The organism is Escherichia sp. KTE31 (assembly GCF_000407925.1).
Taxonomy (GTDB): domain Bacteria; phylum Pseudomonadota; class Gammaproteobacteria; order Enterobacterales; family Enterobacteriaceae; genus Escherichia; species Escherichia ruysiae.
Map to the genome: position 1 here is coordinate 543,736 of NZ_KE136722.1, position 18,808 is coordinate 562,543.

Below are 18,808 nucleotides of genomic sequence, written 5' to 3' on the forward strand. Positions count from 1 at the left end.
TTCACACCCGCTTCAGTGGGAAAGATTAAATTTTCTCGCTTTATTGGTTGAAGCATTGGTACGCGGCAACTCCGCAAGGAACAGGTTGATTATGTACGAAGCTCTTTTAGTAGTTTTCCTTATTGTAGCAATTGGCCTTGTTGGTCTGATCATGCTGCAGCAAGGTAAAGGCGCTGATATGGGAGCCTCCTTCGGAGCAGGCGCTTCCGCTACGCTGTTTGGTTCAAGTGGTTCTGGTAACTTCATGACCCGTATGACGGCTGTGCTGGCAACGTTGTTCTTCATCATCAGTCTGGTGCTGGGTAACATCAACAGCAACAAAACCAATAAAGGTAGCGAATGGGAAAATCTGAGTGCCCCGGCGAAAACCGAACAAACTCAACCAGCTGCTCCGGCTAAGCCGACCAGCGATATCCCGAACTAAGATAGTATCTGTGCTGAGGTGGTGGAATTGGTAGACACGCTACCTTGAGGTGGTAGTGCCCTAACGGGCTTGTGGGTTCGAGTCCCATCCTCAGTACCAATATTCCGAAAGAAAGACGCTGAAAAGCGTCTTTTTTTGTATCAGTGATCCGTCCTGAATAGCGTTAAACAATGTTTTCTGCATCATTGTTTTCTATAAGCGTTGCATAGGTTGTGATTACATAATTGTTGTAGATACAGTTTAAGAAGGCGTGAGCCTCTTCACTCCCGAAACAAAGAAGATTACCAACAGAGTCCAGTTAATGGCTTGCTCACTGTTTGTCCTAACTGTCATTCGATGCGGCGCCGATGCAAACCACCGTTTACGCCGGAGGAGTTAAGAGCATTGATGGATGCGCATAAATCAAATTTGTGAATGCTCACTCTTCACGCCAAAACCGCAAAATAACGTCAGCAAATTTGTCGGAAATAATTCCCCGACGGGCTGCCGAGCTAAAATGACTGCTTCGTAGCGCCGTTGTCCAGTTTTCTGGTGTTCGGTACGCTGAACCGTAATATCCCGTGCTTAAATCATCCGGATCTTCATCAGGCTCGTTCGTCAGCCCTCGTTCGTCTTGTTGCTGGAAGCCGACAAAAATAATATTGGCTAAGACATTCTTTTTATAATTGCCATAAATAGTTTCGTACGCATGAGGATAATTTTCTTTCCAGTACCAGGTGGTATCGCCGCAGAACCACGGAGCAGCGGAAGTGTTAGTATTCAGAAGCTGAGAACGGTACTGCTTTAAATCCTTCCGAAAAGCTTCAACCATATTATTAAAATATTGAGGGTGTAACGCGTAGTCACTCGTCATTAAGTCAAATTCGCCCTGCATCCAGCATACGCCGAGGAATTTATTCAGCGGATTCTTCGCCAGAGCAGCTCGCGTTCTGTTGACTAAATCCTGATACAGCGGAGTATCCGTTCCCCAACGACATGCATCATGGCTGGCTCCGTGTTGTTCTGAATATGTCCCTTCGCAGCCTGCGGTAAAAGCCGATCCGCCACGGCAACAAGGAACGATGAGAACGCCAGCATTATCAGGAATGAAGGGCAGTAATTTCCGCGCAATATGCAGTGCCTGTCCAACTGTACCGTATTGTGTTTGATGATTCGTTGCCAGAGGATGGTGATAATCCCGCATATCCTGAACATCGTGTGGGCAGTGAGTCAGTGGAATAATGTCATTAAATTGACATGACGGGCCACCGGGATGCGTCTGTGTAAATCTTGCCAGTTGTTTTATTCTGGAGTGAGGCGCATCTTCACTGTCTGGTAACGGGAGTCCTTCGCCATATGCCATGGCATTAGATTGACCGGCAACGGTAAGAACATAGTAATAATCGGGCGATGTTATCGTGTTCATATATATGCGTAATTGAAATGACAACGGGTGATGAGCCATTGAGCGCAGGGCTCCTTTGCTGGAGCCCTGAAAAGTTAGTTTTGCACAGTAACTTTATTATCTTTCACAGAGAGCAACACTGAGTCCGCCACAGCTTTGCCACCCGTAGTTTCACCGCCAATAATCAATAAATTATTATTCCAGGGCAATGATACTCCGTAGGCCCGACCTTGCGACAGTTCGCCAGATTTCTCCCATTTCCCGTTATGCCAAAGATGAATATCGGCGCTATACGATTTTTTCAGACCTTCATGCGCATAGTTCTTACCGTTCTGGTAATTTTCGCGTGAACCTTTGAATCCGGCTCCTCCGGCAAATATAAGAGAGTCATTGCTAATACCTGCAAAACCGCCAGCTACGCCATCCGGTGAGGAGACGGGAGAAAGTTTATTCCATTTTATGCCATTGCCGGTGAAATCAAGCTCAAATACAGCATCAGTTCGCAGCCCTGGTTTTGCTTCGCCATTAATAAGCCAGGTTTTATCACCATTATTTACTACCGCCGCACCAGCCGTGCCGTACCAAGGAGATTCGCCAGCGTAACTCCATTGCTGTGTATAGGGATCAAAAGACAACAGGAACTTATTAAAGAAATAATCTTCTGCTTTTTTGTCAAAATAGTGGGCATTGATTTTATCTATGGCCGCTGAATCTTTTCCAGCCGCCTTGAGATCTTCAAAATAGCCATTAAATATATTCTGGTTAACGCCGCCAGTAATATAGGCTTTGCCGTTGTGTACAAAGGTCACATGACCAGCCATGCCCATCGGTGCGTGCGACATTAATTTAACCCAGGTATTAGTTTTGGGATTATATTTGTGTACGTCGTTGAATACCTGAGTTAATCCCTCGCTGTTTTTACCAACACCGCCAAATACATATAAATTACCATCAATAAAGGCGGAGGTTGCTTGATCTCTCGCGCCAGCGGGGAATTCCGCCAGGGCTATCCATTTTTTATCTTTGGCTTGTGTATCCAGCTTGTACCATGCCGTACCTGCGCTACCTAAACCAATGTAGACAGTGTCATTATCAATTGCTCCAGTACCACTTTTAAATGGCACAGGAGTTTCCGGCAATACCGACGCGTTTGCGGCAAGTGAAGCCATCATGATAGCAAGTGCCGTTATTGTTTTATTCATTGTGACTGTCTCCTGTCTACTACAGTTTAAATGACACACCAATTCGATAACTGTTTTCCGATAAATTATCTCTGCCGTTGTAAACACCCTGACGGTCAAGGTAGTCATATTCTATGTATGGCGTAATATCGGGCGTCATATGGTATTGTAGAACAAATGCATTTTCCGTCGCCCATTTCTTATGGTTTGCATAGCGATAATCGTTTTGTTTGCTGTACAGCGTCGTTTGCCATGCGAAGGTGAAATCACTATTAATATTGTAAGTGACATATCCATCCCAACGATGAACGTTATCACGAGACATATCGCCAGATAAGTCTTGTTGCCGGTAAGCTTTCCAGTCGTAACGATAGCGAATGCCAAAATTGAGATCTTTTGTCGCATCCCAGGACAGTTTTACATATGGTCCATAGCGTGTGCCATTGCTGCTAAAATGGGTTAACATTCCAGGGCGCACGGTCCATTGATCATCAAGTTTAATCGCATAATTAACTTCAACCTGAACATCATTTAATGCGGCATTTTCCTTTTTATTATCATGAATGGTATTCCAGGTATTACTTTCCATGCTTGCCCACCATCCATTTTTCCACCCCTCACTGACTTTGAGTCGAGTTTCATAGGCATGGCTTCCACTACGATATCCACCACGCACATCCAGTGTTGCAGCCTGAGAAATTAATGGTGACGAAAAGCAGAGTAATAATACGCCAGAAAGTATTTTAGCCTTTTTCATAAATTTCACTCATTTGTAGAATACAGAAAGTAATACGAAGTCCGAATAAACAAATAGCATTTATGTTATGTGCTCTTTTTTGCCAGGCTTATAGCGTCATTGGCCACGGATAATTATTTTTTTTGTATAAGGTCTCCTGTGAGAAATTGTTTTCCACATAATTTAAGATAAACAGAGATCTGGATTAAATACCTGAGTATTAAATCTATTCTGATGTTTAATTGATTTTAATGTTCGTAAGCTATTTCACTCACTAAATCTATCTTTAGCCAGTGTCATAAAATGGATTGTTTGTTGATCTCATTTTCATACTCCTTTCAGACTGAAGTGCTCTTTCATCACCCGATAAGGGAGGACGCCAGGGATGTTTGTATTAGATTGCGAGAGAGTCGTCTTATTTATCTCTTGTGTGTACCTTTATACCTGTTATACCAGATCAAAAATCACGCAATCCATACAACAAAACCAGATTTGCAATTCGCGTCACAAAATATGTCGATATTTTTCGAAGGTAAAGTGTTATGTAAGGCCAGATGGTCATTGTCGACTGCCTTCGTGAAACAGATGCTATGTCATTAAGTCATTGTTTAATATTTATTTTTAATGGATGTCGACAGTGCCGGTTTACAAGCTAACTCCGAAAGCATGGTGAAAATGAGAGTTTATCCGCTATCCGATTGACAATAATTCTCACCATAAAATATGTTTTTACGTTCTGAGACTAAGGGCAACCTGGTATGTAGCAGAGGAGTTCCTGGCTCTGTCCTGGGCTGACTCGTTGATGTTCAGCACACTACAGGATGGGGGCAGTCAGTTATTTGCTGTATCGCCAGTAAAGAGCAGTGAGTAAGGAAAGATTAAGTTGAAGCAACACGCATATTTAATGCGAATGTAGATGAAAAAAGGTGCGAGCGGACTTCCCCCCATTTCTTTGGACAATATATGGCCTGGAAAGGGACGTAACAATCTCATAGTATGAGTTTACAAACCAAAGGATAATAATGGCTAGGGAACTAAGCATTAGCATGATAATAGCCACCTGAAAATTACGGAATTCCATTAAATAGCAATTTTGTGAAAAATGGAGTTGACTAATAATGTTATATGTGAGATGGCCTGTTGAACGAATATTAAATTTTGCTGAATTTTTTATGTTGATTTACTTGTTACAGAACATATCACGTGATATATAGATAAGATTAGTTACATTGATGATGAGGGTTATTATTAGATTCGTCTCAGATTGAAAATATATAAAAGACATATCATGCAAGAGCATAGCGTTTGTATGGCAAAATTATTATAAGTAGCTATCGCCATTCTATTTAAGTTCATTCAAAAGAGCTGGTTCACTTGCGTTAGCCATTAAGCAAACATTCGCTTTTATAAACATAATCAGGATTAAAATGTTGGATTATTGCTAACCCAGCACAGCTAGTGCGCGTCTGTAATTATAAGGGAAAACGATGAAGAATAAGGCTGATAACCAAAAAAGGAACTTCCTTACCCACAGTGAAATAGAGTCACTCCTTAAAGCAGCAAATACCGGGCCTCATGCTGCACGCAATTATTGTCTGACTTTGCTTTGTTTTATTCATGGCTTTCGGGCGAGTGAAATTTGCCGATTGAGAATTTCGGATATTGATCTTAAGGCAAAGTGCATATATATCCATCGATTAAAAAAAGGCTTTTCAACAACGCACCCGCTATTGAACAAAGAAGTTCAGGCTTTAAAAAACTGGTTGAGTACGCGTACTTCTTATCCACATGCTGAGAGCGAGTGGGTATTTTTATCACGCAAGGGGAATCCGCTTTCTCGTCAACAGTTTTACCATATTATCTCGACTTCAGGTGGTAATGCCGGGTTATCACTGGAGATTCATCCGCATATGTTACGCCATTCGTGTGGTTTTGCTTTGGCGAATATGGGAATAGATACACGACTTATCCAGGATTATCTTGGGCATCGTAATATTCGTCACACCGTCTGGTATACCGCCAGCAATGCCGGGCGTTTTTACGGCATCTGGGATAGATCCAGAGGTCGACAGCGTCACGCTGTTTTATAAAGATGGATGAGATGCCAGGGATGGTGTTAAAACCTACATTATACTTACGACATATCAATAATAATTAACCATTTATTAATTGATGTTATTGTTAGTGTGATTATTAATTATCATAATAAACATTAGCTTAACCATATCCATACAAAATACAATGGTTTATTTTATTCAAAATAAACAAACAAAATCATTCATAAATTTACATATCACTTATATTCTTCTCTTTTTGCACTTTTTTTCTTTATTTTTTAAGCAACTGGAAGTTAATCCGGTGCAATCTATTGTTATATTGAATTAAATCAATGAAAATAGATGTTATCACATCAGTGATATTTTATTTTTGTATGATATTTAATGTAATTGACTGATAACCACATAACTTTGTGTGTGATTATCTTTTTATCTATTGGGCTAATTTTGACCGTTTGAGGTTTCCTATAGGTATTCATTCAAATATATCTCAGTCAGGAGTAATACTATTGTGAGTAAACGTCGTTATCTTACCGGTAAAGAAGTTCAGGCAATGATGCAAGCGGTTTGCTATGGGGCAACGGGAGCCAGAGATTATTGTCTTATTCTGTTGGCATATCGGCATGGGATGCGTATTAGTGAACTACTTGATCTGCATTATCAGGATCTTGATCTTAATGAAGGTCGAATAAATATTCGCCGACTGAAGAACGGATTTTCTACCGTTCACCCGTTACGTTTTGATGAGCGTGAAGCCGTAGAACGCTGGACCCGGGAACGTGCTAACTGGAAAGGTGCTGACCAGACCGACGCCATATTTATTTCCCGTCGTGGAAGCCGACTTTCTCGTCAGCAGGCTTATCGCATCATTCGTGATGCCGGTATTGAAGCTGGAACCGTGACGCAGACTCATCCTCATATGTTAAGACATGCTTGCGGTTATGAACTGGCGGAGCGTGGTGCAGATACCCGTTTAATTCAGGATTATCTGGGGCATCGAAATATTCGCCATACTGTGCGTTATACCGCCAGTAATGCTGCACGTTTTGCCGGATTATGGGAAAGAAATAATCTTATAAACGAAAAATTAAAAAGAGAAGAGGTTTAATATAACTTGTTGATAATAAAATGAAAAAATAAAGAAATACAAGACAATTGGGGCCAAACTGTCCATATCATAAAAAAATTTCGTATTTTTTCTCAAGCATAAAAATATCAAAAAATGACAAAAACCAACTAACTGTTTGATATGTAAACTATTTATCTTGTAAATTAATTTCACATCACCTCCACTTTACGTAAAGATAACGTTTCTGTGTCTCGAAGAAACTTCCTCATTCTTCTCTCCAAAAACCACCTCATTCAATATAAAAATCTATAAATTAAAGTAATATCAGAATATAAAGCCAACAAATAAACTGAAAAGGTTCGTGCGCGATGCTTTCCTCTATGAGTCAAAATGGCCCCAAATGTTTCATTTTTTGGGGGGAAACTGTGCAGTGTTGGCAGTCAAACTCGTTTTCAAAACAAAGTGTACAGAACGACTGCCCATGTCGATTTATACGTAGATTTAAAAAGGAAAGCAGTATGAAAATTAAAACTCTGGCAATCGTTGTTCTGTCGGCTCTGTCCCTCAGTTCCACTGCGGCTCTGGCCGCTACCACGACGGTAAATGGTGGGACAGTTCACTTTAAAGGGGAAGTTGTTAACGCCGCTTGTGCGGTTGATGCGGGCTCTGTTGATCAAACCGTTCAGTTAGGTCAGGTTCGTACCGCATCGCTGGCACAAGAGGGGGCAACCAGTTCTGCCGTCGGTTTTAACATTCAGCTGAATGACTGCGATACCACTGTTGCAGACAAAGCCGCTGTTGCCTTCCTTGGCACAGCAATTGATGGAAATCATACCAACGTACTGGCTCTGCAGAGTTCAGCTGCGGGCAGCGCAACAAATGTTGGTGTGCAGATCCTGGACAGAACGGGTACTGCGCTGGCGCTGGACGGTGCGACATTTAGCGCACAAACAACACTGAATAACGGAACCAACATTATTCCGTTCCAGGCGCGTTATTTTGCAACCGGTACTGCAACCCCAGGCGCTGCTAATGCGGATGCGACCTTCAAGGTTCAGTATCAATAACCCACTCAGGTTTTAGGGAAGTCATTATGGGCAAGGATGCCCGCCCCTGCGCGATAAGAATAACGATGAAAAGGACGAAATTATTTCTAGTAGCGTCGTTACTGCCGATGTTTGCACTGGCCGGAAATAAATGGAACACCACATTGCCCGGTGGAAATATGCAGTTTCAGGGCGTCATTATTGCGGAAACTTGCCGGATTGAAGCCGGTGATAAACAAATGACGGTCAATATGGGGCAAATCAGTAGTAACCGGTTTCATGCGGTAGGGGAAGATAGCGCACCGGTGCCTTTTGTTATTCATTTACGGGAATGTAGCACGGTGGTGAGTGAACGAGTGGGCGTGGGGTTTCACGGTGTCGCGGATGGTAAAAATCCGGATGTGCTTTCCGTGGGTGAGGGGCCAGGGATAGCCACCAATATTGGCGTAGCGTTGTTTGATGATGAAGGAAACCTCGTACCGATTAATCGTCCTCCAGCAAACTGGAAACGGCTTTACTCAGGCTCTACTTCGCTACATTTCATCGCCAAATATCGTGCTACCGGGCGTCGGGTGACTGGCGGCATGGCTAATGCCCAGGCCTGGTTCTCCTTAACCTATCAGTAATTGTTAAGCAGATATTGTGATAACAGGAACAGGACAGTGAGTAATAAAAACGTCAATGTAAGGAAATCGCAGGAAATAACATTCTGCTTACTGGCAGGTATCCTGATGATCGTAGCAATGATGCTTGCTGGACGCGCTGAAGCGGGAGTGGCCTTAGGTGCGACTCGCGTAATTTATCCGGCAGGGCAAAAACAAGTACAACTTGCCGTGACAAATAATGATGAAAATAGCATCTATTTAATTCAATCATGGGTGGAAAATGCCGATGGTGTAAAGGATGGCCGTTTTATCGTGACGCCACCTCTGTTTGCGATGAAGGGAAAAAAAGAGAATACCTTACGTATTCTTGATGCCACAAATAATCAATTGCCGCAGGATCGGGAAAGTTTGTTCTGGATGAATGTAAAAGCGATTCCGTCAATGGATAAATCAAAATTGACCGAGAATACGCTACAGCTCGCGATTATCAGCCGCATAAAACTGTATTACCGCCCGGCTAAATTAGCGTTACCCCCCGATCAGGCCGCAGAAAAATTAAGATTCCGTCGTGGCGCCAATTCTCTGACGCTGATTAACCCGACACCCTATTACCTGACGGTAACGGAGCTTAATGCCGGAACACGGATTCTTGAAAATGCATTGGTGCCTCCAATGGGCGAAAGCACGGTTAAATTGCCTTCTGATGCCGGAAGCAACATTACTTACCGAACAATAAATGATTATGGCGCACTTACCCCCAAAATGAAGGGCGTAATGGAATAACGCAGGGGGATTTATTCGCCTGAATAAAAAGAATTGACTGCCGGGTGATTTTAAACCGGAGGAACAATGTCATATCTGAATTTAAGACTTTACCAGCGAAACACGCAATGCTTGCATAATCGTAAGCATTGTCTGGCTGGTTTTTTTATCCGGCTCTCTGTTGCCTGTGCTTTTGCCGCACAGGCACCTTTTTCATCTGCCGAACTCTATTTTAACCCGCGCTTTTTAGCGGATGATCCTCAGGCTGTTGCCGATTTATCGAGCTTTGAAAATGGACAAGAATTACCGCCGGGGACGTATCGTGTCGATATCTATATGAATAATGGTTATATGGCAACGCGTGATGTCACGTTTAATACGGGTGACAGTGAGCAAGGTATTGTCCCTTGCCTGACTCGCGCTCAACTCGCCAGTATGGGGCTGAATACGGCTTCTGTTTCCGGTATGAATCTGCTGGCGGATGATACCTGTGTGCCATTAACCTCAATGATCAATGACGCTACTGCGCATTTAGATGTTGGCCAGCAGCGGCTCAACATCACGATCCCTCAGGCATTTATGAATCAGCGCGCGCGTGGTTATATTCCACCAGAGTTGTGGGATTCAGGTATTAATGCCGGATTGCTCAATTATAACTTCAGCGGAAATAGTGTGCAGAATCGGGTTGGGGGTAACAGCCATTATGCATATTTAAATCTACAGAGTGGATTAAATATTGGTGCGTGGCGTTTACGCGACAATACCACCTGGAGTTATAACAGTAGCGGAAATTCATCAGGTAGCAAAAATAAATGGCAACATATTAATACCTGGCTTGAGCGCGACATCATTCCGTTACGTTCCCGACTGACGCTGGGTGATGGTTATACCCAGGGCGATATTTTCGATGGTATTAACTTTCGCGGCGCACAGTTGGCCTCCGATGACAATATGTTACCCGATAGCCAAAGAGGATTTGCCCCGGTGATCCACGGTATTGCTCGTGGTACTGCACAGGTAACTATTAAACAGAATGGGTATGACATTTATAATAGTACGGTGCCGCCGGGGCCTTTTACCATCAACGATATCTATGCCGCAGGTAATAGTGGTGACTTGCAGGTAACGATTAAAGAGGCTGACGGCAGCACGCAGATCTTTACCGTACCCTATTCGTCAGTCCCGCTTTTGCAACGTGAAGGGCATACGCGTTATTCCATTACGGCAGGAGAGTACCGTAGTGGGAATGCGCAACAGGAAAAACCCCGCTTTTTCCAGAGTACATTACTCCACGGCCTCCCGGCTGGCTGGACAATATACGGTGGAACTCAACTGGCGGATCGTTATCGTGCTTTTAATTTCGGTGTCGGGAAAAACATGGGGGTATTGGGGGCTCTGTCTGTGGATATGACGCAGGCTAATGCCACACTTCCCGATGAAAGTCAGCATGACGGACAATCGGTGCGTTTTCTCTATAACAAATCGCTCAATGAGTCAGGCACGAATATTCAGTTAGTGGGTTACCGTTATTCGACCAGCGGATATTTTAATTTCGCTGATACAACATACAGTCGAATGAATGGCTACAACATCGAAACACAGGATGGTGTTATTCAGGTTAAGCCGAAATTCACCGACTATTACAACCTCGCTTATAACAAACGCGGGAAATTACAACTCACCGTTACTCAGCAACTCGGGCGCACATCAACACTGTATTTGAGTGGTAGCCATCAAACTTATTGGGGAACGAGTAATGTCGATGAGCAATTCCAGGCTGGATTAAATACTGCGTTCGAAGATATTAACTGGACGCTCAGCTATAGCCTGACGAAAAACGCCTGGCAAAAAGGACGGGATCAGATGTTAGCTCTTAACGTCAATATTCCTTTCAGCCACTGGCTGCGTTCTGACAGTAAATCTCAGTGGCGACATGCCAGTGCCAGCTACAGCATGTCACACGATCTCAACGGTCGGATGACCAATCTGGCCGGTGTATACGGTACGTTGCTGGAAGACAACAACCTCAGTTATAGCGTGCAAACCGGCTATGCCGGGGGAGGCGATGGAAATAGCGGAAGTACAGGCTACGCCACGCTGAATTATCGCGGTGGTTACGGCAATGCCAATATCGGTTACAGCCATAGCGATGATATTAAGCAGCTCTATTATGGCGTCAGCGGTGGGGTATTGGCTCATGCCAATGGCGTAACGCTGGGGCAGCCGTTAAACGATACGGTTGTGCTTATTAAAGCGCCTGGAGCAAAAGATGCAAAAGTCGAAAACCAGACGGGTGTTCGTACCGACTGGCGCGGTTATGCCGTGCTGCCTTATGCCACTGAATATCGGGAGAATAGAGTGGCGCTGGATACCAATACCCTGGCTGATAACGTCGATTTAGATAACGCGGTCGCTAACGTTGTTCCCACTCGTGGGGCGATCGTGCGAGCAGAGTTTAAAGCGCGCGTTGGGATAAAACTGCTCATGACGCTAACCCACAATAATAAGCCGCTGCCGTTTGGGGCGATGGTCACATCAGAGAGTAGCCAGAGTAGCGGCATTGTTGCGGATAATGGCCAGGTTTACCTCAGCGGGATGCCTTTAGTGGGAAAAGTTCAGGTGAAATGGGGTGAAGGGGAGAATGCTCGCTGTGTCGCCGATTACAAACTGCCACCAGAGAGTCAGCAGCAGTTATTAACTCAGCTATCAGCTGAATGTCGTTAAGGGGACGTGATGAAAAGCAAACCTTTTTATCTTGTGTGCGCTTTTTTGTGGCTGGTTGCCAGTCACGCCAGGGCCGCAGATAGCACGATTACTATTCGCGGCTATGTCAGGGATAACGGTTGTAGTGTGGCGGCTGAATCAACCAATTTTACCGTTGATCTGATGGAAAATGCGGCGAAGCAATTTAGCAACATTGGGGCGACGACCCCGGTCGTTCCATTTCGTATTTTGCTGTCACCCTGTGGTAATGCCGTTTCTGCTGTAAAGGTTGGGTTTACTGGTGTTGCGGATAGCCACAATGCCAACCTGCTTGCACTTGATAATACGGTGTCAGCGGCCGCAGGGCTGGGAATACAGCTTCTGAATGAGCAACAAAATCAGATCCCACTTAATGCCCCATCGTCCGCGATTGCGTGGACGACCCTGACGCCGGGTAAACCAAACACGCTGAATTTTTACGCCAGGCTAATGGCGACACAGGTGCCTGTCACTGCGGGGCGTATCAACGCTACGGCAACCTTTACTCTTGAATATCAGTAACTGGAGATGCTCATGAAATGGCGCAAACGTGGGTATTTATTGGCGGCAATGTTGGCGCTCGCAAGCGCGACGGTACAGGCAGCCGATGTCACCATCACCGTGAACGGTAAGGTCGTCGCCAAACCGTGCACGGTTTCCACCACCAATGCCACGGTTGATCTCGGCGATCTTTATTCTTTCAGCCTGATGTCTGCCGGAGCGGCATCGGCCTGGCATGATGTTGCGCTTGAGTTGACTAATTGTCCGGTGGGAACGTCCAGGGTCACCGCCAGCTTCAGCGGGGCAGCTGACAGCACCGGATATTATAAAAACCAGGGAACCGCGCAAAACATCCAGTTAGAGCTACAGGATGATAGCGGCAACACATTGAACACCGGCGCAACCAAAACTGTTCAGGTGGATGATTCCTCACAATCAGCGCACTTCCCGTTACAGGTCAGAGCATTGACGGTAAATGGCGGAACCACTCAGGGAACCATTCAGGCAGTGATTAGCATCACCTATACCTACAGCTGAACCCGAAGAGATGATTGTAATGAAACGAGTTATTACCTTGTTTGCTGTACTGCTGATGGGCTGGTCGGTAAATGCCTGGTCATTCGCCTGTAAAACCGCCAATGGCACCTCTATCCCTATTGGCGGTGGCAGCGCCAATGTCTATGTTAGCCTTGCGCCCGCCGTGAATGTGGGGCAAAACCTGGTCGTGGATCTTTCGACGCAGATCTTTTGTCATAACGATTACCCGGAAACGATTACAGACTATGTCACACTGCAACGAGGCTCGGCTTATGGCGGCGTGTTATCTAATTTTTCCGGAACCGTAAAATATAATGGCAGTAGCTATCCTTTCCCTACCACCAGCGAAACGCCGCGCGTTGTTTATAATTCGAGAACGGATAAGCCCTGGCCGGTGGCGCTTTATTTGACGCCTGTGAGCAGTGCGGGCGGGGTGGCGATTAAGGCTGGCTCATTAATTGCCGTGCTCATTTTGCGTCAGACCAACAACTATAACAGCGATGATTTCCAGTTTGTGTGGAATATTTACGCCAATAATGATGTGGTGGTGCCCACCGGCGGCTGTGATGTTTCCGCTCGTGATGTCACCGTGACTCTGCCGGATTATCCTGGTTCGGTGCCGATTCCTCTTACCGTTTACTGTGCGAAAAGCCAAAACCTGGGGTATTACCTTTCAGGCACAACCGCAGATGCGGGCAACTCGATTTTCACCAATACCGCGTCGTTTTCGCCAGCACAGGGAGTCGGCGTACAGCTGACGCGCAACGGTACGATTATTCCAGCGAATAGCACTGTATCGTTAGGAGCAGTAGGGACTTCGGCGGTAAGTCTGGGATTAACGGCAAATTACGCACGTACTGGAGGGCAGGTGACTGCAGGTAATGTGCAGTCGATTATTGGTGTGACTTTTGTTTATCAATAAAGAAACCACAGGGCTTGCTAATGCTGGTACGCAATATTACGTGATGCGCTACGCTACCTACAAAACCTGCACGTTAGCCCTTTGTAGGCCAGATAAGACGCGTCAGCGTCGCATCTGGCATAAACAAGGCACACTTTGTCGACACTCCGAACTGAGCCTGCCAATGGCAGGCTCTGGTGTACTTTTACGCTACCATGCTGATAATCAACACAATAATCAGCCCAACTACGGAGTTGACCAGCTCCAGCAGACCCCAGGTTTTCAGCGTGTCTTTTACCGACAGGTCAAAATAACCTTTAAACAACCAGAAAGATGCATCGTTAATGTGGGTGAGGGTGTTGGACCCCGCAGCCGTCGCCAGCACCAGTAGCGCCGGATTCACGCCAACCAGCTGACCGGTTGCTGGATCAAGGATTGCAGCACTGATAATCCCGGCGGCAGTCATCGCCGAAACCACACCCTGACCGGTCGCCAGACGAATCAGTACGGTGATCAGCCACGCCATGATATACGGCGAAATATTACCATGCGACATCAACATGCCGATGGTGTCACCAATGCCGGTGTCGATGATGGTCTGCTTCAGCACGCCGCCCGCACCGATGATCAGAATCACCATCGCAATGCTTTTTACTGCGCTTTCAAAGGCGTTCATCACCCACTGCATATCGTGCCCGCGTGCAGTGCCAAAGAGTACGAATGCAACTACCATCGCAATAAACATCGCAATCGGTGAGGAACCAATAAAGTTAACCACTTCCCACGCAGGCGTGTCTTTTACCAGCCAGATATTAGCGATGGTGGTGGAGATCATAATGATCGCCGGGATCAGCGGCACCAGAATCGAGATGCCGAAAGAAGGCAGATTGTTCATATCTACCGGTTGATCTGCTTTCAGAAATGACGGTGTCGGTCGCTCAAGATTACCGAGGAACTTTGGCAGGATCAGGCCAGCGCAAATTACGCTTGGGATCGTCACCAGCACGCCATAGATATAAACCATCCCCATATCCGCGCCATAAGCATTTACCAGCGCCACCGGACCCGGCTGCGGCGGGAACAGTGAATGTGCGGTGGTGGCAGCCGCTACTGCCGGAATAGCCAGTTTCAGGAACGGGATTTTAGCTTCGGCTGCAATCACGATCACCAGCGGTGCCAACATGATAAAGGCCACTTCATAGAACATCGCCAGACCGAAAATCAGGCCGATGATAATCACCGATATCTGAACATAGCGCAGACCGAGGCGCGCCAGCAGCGTGTGCGCTATCTGGTGTGCTGCGCCCGAGTCGACCATCAATTTACCGATGACCGCACCGAATACCACGATGATCGCCAGTTCCCCCAGCGTGTTGCCGAAGCCTGCTTTCATGGTGTGCAGCAGCGACATTAAGTCCATACCCGCCAGCATCCCGACAGACAACGCCGCCACCAACAAAGCTACCATCGAGTTGATCTTGAACCTCAAATTCAGTACCAGCATCAGGCCGATACCGAAGACGACCCAAAGAATGTTAAGCACATGCATAAAGTTTTACCTTACCTGGTTGAACCATTGTTATTTTGGGCGACATGTTATGTAAATTGGTCAACCATTGTTGCGATGAATATCACATACCCTGATCAATAACCGTTGTTTACCCTTTGCTGTAATTTGCAACAACCGGCGGGAGAGTAGATTTCTTGTGATGTGGTTAACCAATTTTAGAATCCGGGTTGACATGTCTTACCAAAAGGTAGAACTTATACGCCATCTCATCCGGTGCGACGCCACGGCTGTGGTCTGGTTGTTCATCCGGATACCTAAACAACTCCGGGGTTCCGCGTCTCTTCGCTGTGGAACCCACTATGTGAAAGAGGAAAAATCATGGAACAGACCTGGCGCTGGTACGGCCCAAACGATCCGGTTTCTTTAGCTGATGTCCGTCAGGCGGGCGCAACTGGCGTGGTTACCGCGCTGCACCATATCCCGAACGGCGAAGTATGGTCCGTAGAAGAGATCCTCAAACGCAAGGCTATCGTTGAAGACGCGGGCCTGGTGTGGTCTGTCGTGGAAAGCGTGCCAATTCACGAAGATATCAAAACCCACACTGGCAACTATGAGCTGTGGATCGCTAACTATCAGCAGACTCTGCGCAACCTGGCGCAGTGCGGCATTCGCACCGTGTGCTACAACTTCATGCCGGTGCTTGACTGGACCCGTACTGACCTCGAATACGTACTGCCGGACGGCTCCAAAGCCCTGCGTTTCGACCAGATCGAATTTGCTGCGTTTGAAATGCACATCCTGAAGCGCCCAGGCGCGGAAGCGGATTACACCGAAGAAGAAATTGCTCAGGCAGCAGAACGTTTCGCCACCATGAGCGATGAAGACAAAGCGCGTCTGACCCGTAACATCATTGCTGGTCTGCCGGGTGCGGAAGAAGGTTACACCCTCGACCAGTTCCGTAAGCACCTGGAGCTGTACAAAGATATCGACAAAGCCAAACTGCGCGAAAACTTTGCCGTCTTCCTGAAAGCCATTATTCCGGTTGCCGAAGAAGTCGGCGTGCGTATGGCGGTTCACCCGGACGATCCGCCGCGCCCGATCCTCGGCCTGCCGCGCATCGTTTCCACCATTGAAGATATGCAGTGGATGGTTGACACCGTAAACAGCATGGCGAACGGTTTCACCATGTGCACCGGTTCTTACGGCGTGCGTGCTGACAACGATCTGGTTGATATGATCAAGCAGTTTGGTCCGCGCATTTACTTCACCCATCTGCGTTCCACCATGCGTGAAGATAACCCGAAAACCTTCCACGAAGCGGCGCATCTGAACGGTGACGTTGATATGTACGAAGTGGTAAAAGCGATCGTTGAAGAAGAACACCGTCGTAAAGCGGAAGGCAAAGAAGACCTGATCCCGATGCGTCCGGATCACGGTCATCAGATGCTGGACGACCTGAAGAAGAAAACCAACCCAGGTTATTCCGCGATTGGTCGTCTGAAAGGCCTGGCCGAAGTTCGCGGTGTCGAACTGGCGATCCAGCGCGCTTTCTTTAGCCGTTAATATCCACCGGCATGGCTGCGCGCCGTGCCGGTTCCTTCTTCCTTGCCGTCACTCTCTGAAGACGGATTCTGGAGTTTACGATGACTACTATTGTTGACAGCAATCTGCCGGTTGCCCGCCCGTCATGGGATCATTCTCGTCTGGAATCACGCATTGTGCATCTCGGTTGCGGGGCGTTTCACCGCGCGCACCAGGCGCTGTACACCCATCATCTGCTGGAAAGTACCGACAGCGACTGGGGTATCTGCGAAGTTAACCTGATGCCAGGTAACGACCGCGTGCTGATCGAAAACCTGAAAAAACAGCAACTGCTGTACACCGTGGCGGAAAAAGGCGCAGAAAGCACCGAGCTGAAAATTATCGGTTCGATGAAAGAAGCCCTGCACCCGGAAATCGACGGTTGCGAAGGTATTCTCAACGCGATGGCGCGTCCGCAGACGGCGATTGTCTCCCTGACGGTCACGGAAAAAGGCTACTGCGCCGATGCGGCGAGCGGTCAGCTGGATCTCAATAACCCGCTGATCAAGCACGATCTGGAAAACCCGACCGCGCCGAAGTCCGCGATTGGTTACATCGTAGAAGCCCTGCGTCTGCGTCGTGAAAAAGGGCTGAAAGCGTTTACCGTGATGTCCTGCGACAACGTGCGTGAAAACGGTCATGTGGCGAAAGTTGCCGTTCTGGGGCTGGCTCAGGCGCGTGACCCGCAGCTGGCGGCATGGATTGAAGAGAACGTCACCTTCCCGTGCACCATGGTTGACCGCATCGTTCCGGCGGCGACGCCAGAAACCTTACAGGAAATTGCTGACCAGCTGGGTGTTTACGACCCGTGCGCCATTGCCTGCGAACCGTTCCGTCAGTGGGTGATTGAAGATAACTTCGTTAATGGTCGCCCGGACTGGGATAAAGTGGGCGCACAGTTCGTTTCGGACGTTGTACCATTCGAAATGATGAAACTGCGTATGCTGAACGGCAGCCACTCTTTCCTGGCATACCTCGGTTACCTCGGCGGCTATGAAACTATTGCCGACACCATGACTAACCCGGATTATCGCAAAGCGGCCTTTGCCCTGATGATGCAGGAACAAGCGCCAACGCTGTCGATGCCGGAAGGTACAGACCTGAACGCCTATGCGACGCTGCTGATCGAGCGTTTCAGCAACCCGTCTCTGCGTCACCGTACCTGGCAGATTGCGATGGACGGTAGCCAGAAGTTACCGCAGCGTCTGCTGGATCCGGTGCGCCTGCACCTGCAAAACGGCGGTAGCTGGCGTCACCTGGCGCTCGGCGTGGCGGGCTGGATGCGCTACACCCAGGGTGTGGATGAGCAAGGCAACGCCATCGACGTAGTTGATCCGATGCTGGCTGAGTTCCAGAAGATCAACGCGCAATATCAGGGAGCAGAACGCGTAAAAGCCCTGTTGAGCCTGAGCGGTATTTTTGCCGATGATCTGCCGCAGAATGCCGACTTTGTTGGTGCGGTGACGGCGGCATATCAGCAACTGTGCGAGCGCGGCGCGCGCGAATGCGTGGCTGCACTGTAACTGACTGATTCCCCGACAGACTTACTGGTCAATCAAACTCATATTTGGTTGACCAGTTTTCGTTTTTTTGCCCACCTGTACGTGCCAACTTCCAGTGCTAATGGTATAGTTTGTCATTAACGATCAACGTAAGATCGCCCGATGCGCACGCTTATCGAGCCTGGGTATCAATCACAACTTATTGAATACGCACTCTTTGTTGGCCGGATAAGGCGTTCACGTCGCATTCGGCAATAATTTGATTAACCG

Annotated in this window: 16 protein-coding genes and 1 tRNA gene; 13 read left to right on the top strand and 4 right to left on the bottom strand. The window is 47.2% G+C overall.

Features of this window, described 5'->3' with window-relative positions:
* Positions 1-91: 91 nt before the first annotated feature.
* Together secG and WES_RS18210 are read left to right on the top strand one after the other, a co-directional pair.
* Entirely contained in the window at positions 92-424 is a 333-nt protein-coding gene (gene secG / locus WES_RS18215; RefSeq protein ID WP_001517162.1) for a preprotein translocase subunit SecG, read from the top strand.
* A gap of 12 nt (positions 425-436) precedes the next feature.
* A tRNA-Leu gene (locus tag WES_RS18210) sits at positions 437-523 on the top strand.
* A 319-nt stretch (positions 524-842) separates the two neighbouring features.
* Here WES_RS18210 and WES_RS18205 read toward each other — a convergent pair.
* From WES_RS18205 to nanC, 3 genes are all read right to left on the bottom strand, one after another.
* Positions 843-1,829, bottom strand: a complete 987-nt coding sequence (locus tag WES_RS18205; RefSeq protein WP_024191055.1) for a sialate O-acetylesterase — start codon at positions 1,827-1,829, stop codon at positions 843-845.
* A gap of 74 nt (positions 1,830-1,903) precedes the next feature.
* Positions 1,904-3,010, bottom strand: coding sequence for an N-acetylneuraminate epimerase (locus WES_RS18200; protein WP_016159472.1), 1,107 nt, complete (start codon positions 3,008-3,010; stop codon positions 1,904-1,906).
* Between the two features lie 19 nt (positions 3,011-3,029).
* Positions 3,030-3,746 carry an N-acetylneuraminic acid outer membrane channel NanC gene (gene nanC / locus WES_RS0120865; RefSeq protein ID WP_016159471.1) on the bottom strand — a complete coding sequence of 239 codons (717 nt, stop codon included), beginning with the start codon at positions 3,744-3,746 and terminating at the stop codon, positions 3,030-3,032.
* 1,466 nt (positions 3,747-5,212) lie between these two features.
* On the opposite strand from nanC, the gene fimB reads away from it, so the two are divergent.
* The 9 genes from fimB to fimH all read left to right on the top strand — a co-directional run bounded on the left by fimB (position 5,213) and on the right by fimH (position 13,966).
* The gene (fimB, locus tag WES_RS18195) at positions 5,213-5,815 is read left to right on the top strand and encodes a type 1 fimbria switch DNA invertase FimB (protein ID WP_000790598.1); all 603 of its coding nucleotides are present in this window, start codon (positions 5,213-5,215) and stop codon (positions 5,813-5,815) included.
* 478 nt (positions 5,816-6,293) lie between these two features.
* The gene (fimE, locus tag WES_RS18190) at positions 6,294-6,890 is read left to right on the top strand and encodes a type 1 fimbria switch DNA invertase FimE (protein ID WP_000044717.1); all 597 of its coding nucleotides are present in this window, start codon (positions 6,294-6,296) and stop codon (positions 6,888-6,890) included.
* Between the two features lie 479 nt (positions 6,891-7,369).
* Positions 7,370-7,918, top strand: coding sequence for a type 1 fimbrial major subunit FimA (gene fimA, locus WES_RS18185; protein WP_000695573.1), 549 nt, complete (start codon positions 7,370-7,372; stop codon positions 7,916-7,918).
* A gap of 65 nt (positions 7,919-7,983) precedes the next feature.
* Positions 7,984-8,523: a type 1 fimbrial minor subunit FimI gene (locus tag WES_RS18180; RefSeq protein WP_000831511.1), complete on the top strand. Its 540-nt coding sequence runs from the start codon at positions 7,984-7,986 to the stop codon at positions 8,521-8,523.
* A gap of 36 nt (positions 8,524-8,559) precedes the next feature.
* On the top strand, positions 8,560-9,285 hold the full coding sequence (gene fimC / locus WES_RS18175; RefSeq protein ID WP_016159469.1) for a type 1 fimbria chaperone FimC: 726 nt from the start codon (positions 8,560-8,562) through the stop codon (positions 9,283-9,285).
* 66 nt (positions 9,286-9,351) lie between these two features.
* A complete protein-coding gene (gene fimD / locus WES_RS18170) occupies positions 9,352-11,988 on the top strand; it encodes a fimbrial usher FimD (protein WP_016159468.1) in 2,637 nt (878 codons plus the stop codon).
* A gap of 9 nt (positions 11,989-11,997) precedes the next feature.
* Entirely contained in the window at positions 11,998-12,528 is a 531-nt protein-coding gene (locus WES_RS18165) for a type 1 fimbrial adaptor subunit FimF (protein ID WP_010353036.1), read from the top strand.
* A gap of 12 nt (positions 12,529-12,540) precedes the next feature.
* Positions 12,541-13,044, top strand: coding sequence for a type 1 fimbria minor subunit FimG (gene fimG, locus WES_RS18160; RefSeq protein WP_000872021.1), 504 nt, complete (start codon positions 12,541-12,543; stop codon positions 13,042-13,044).
* A gap of 19 nt (positions 13,045-13,063) precedes the next feature.
* A complete protein-coding gene (fimH, locus tag WES_RS18155) occupies positions 13,064-13,966 on the top strand; it encodes a type 1 fimbria D-mannose specific adhesin FimH (protein WP_016159467.1) in 903 nt (300 codons plus the stop codon).
* Between the two features lie 184 nt (positions 13,967-14,150).
* On the opposite strand, the gene gntP is transcribed toward fimH, so the two are convergent.
* Entirely contained in the window at positions 14,151-15,494 is a 1,344-nt protein-coding gene (gntP, locus tag WES_RS18150; RefSeq protein ID WP_016159466.1) for a gluconate permease GntP, read from the bottom strand.
* Between the two features lie 339 nt (positions 15,495-15,833).
* Between gntP and uxuA the strand changes: the two genes are divergently transcribed.
* Both uxuA and WES_RS18140 read left to right on the top strand, forming a co-directional pair.
* Positions 15,834-17,018 (top strand): mannonate dehydratase, encoded by a 1,185-nt coding sequence (gene uxuA / locus WES_RS18145; protein ID WP_016159465.1) that lies wholly within the window; start codon positions 15,834-15,836, stop codon positions 17,016-17,018.
* 80 nt (positions 17,019-17,098) lie between these two features.
* Positions 17,099-18,559 carry a fructuronate reductase gene (locus WES_RS18140; protein ID WP_000208206.1) on the top strand — a complete coding sequence of 487 codons (1,461 nt, stop codon included), beginning with the start codon at positions 17,099-17,101 and terminating at the stop codon, positions 18,557-18,559.
* Positions 18,560-18,808 lie beyond the last annotated feature (249 nt).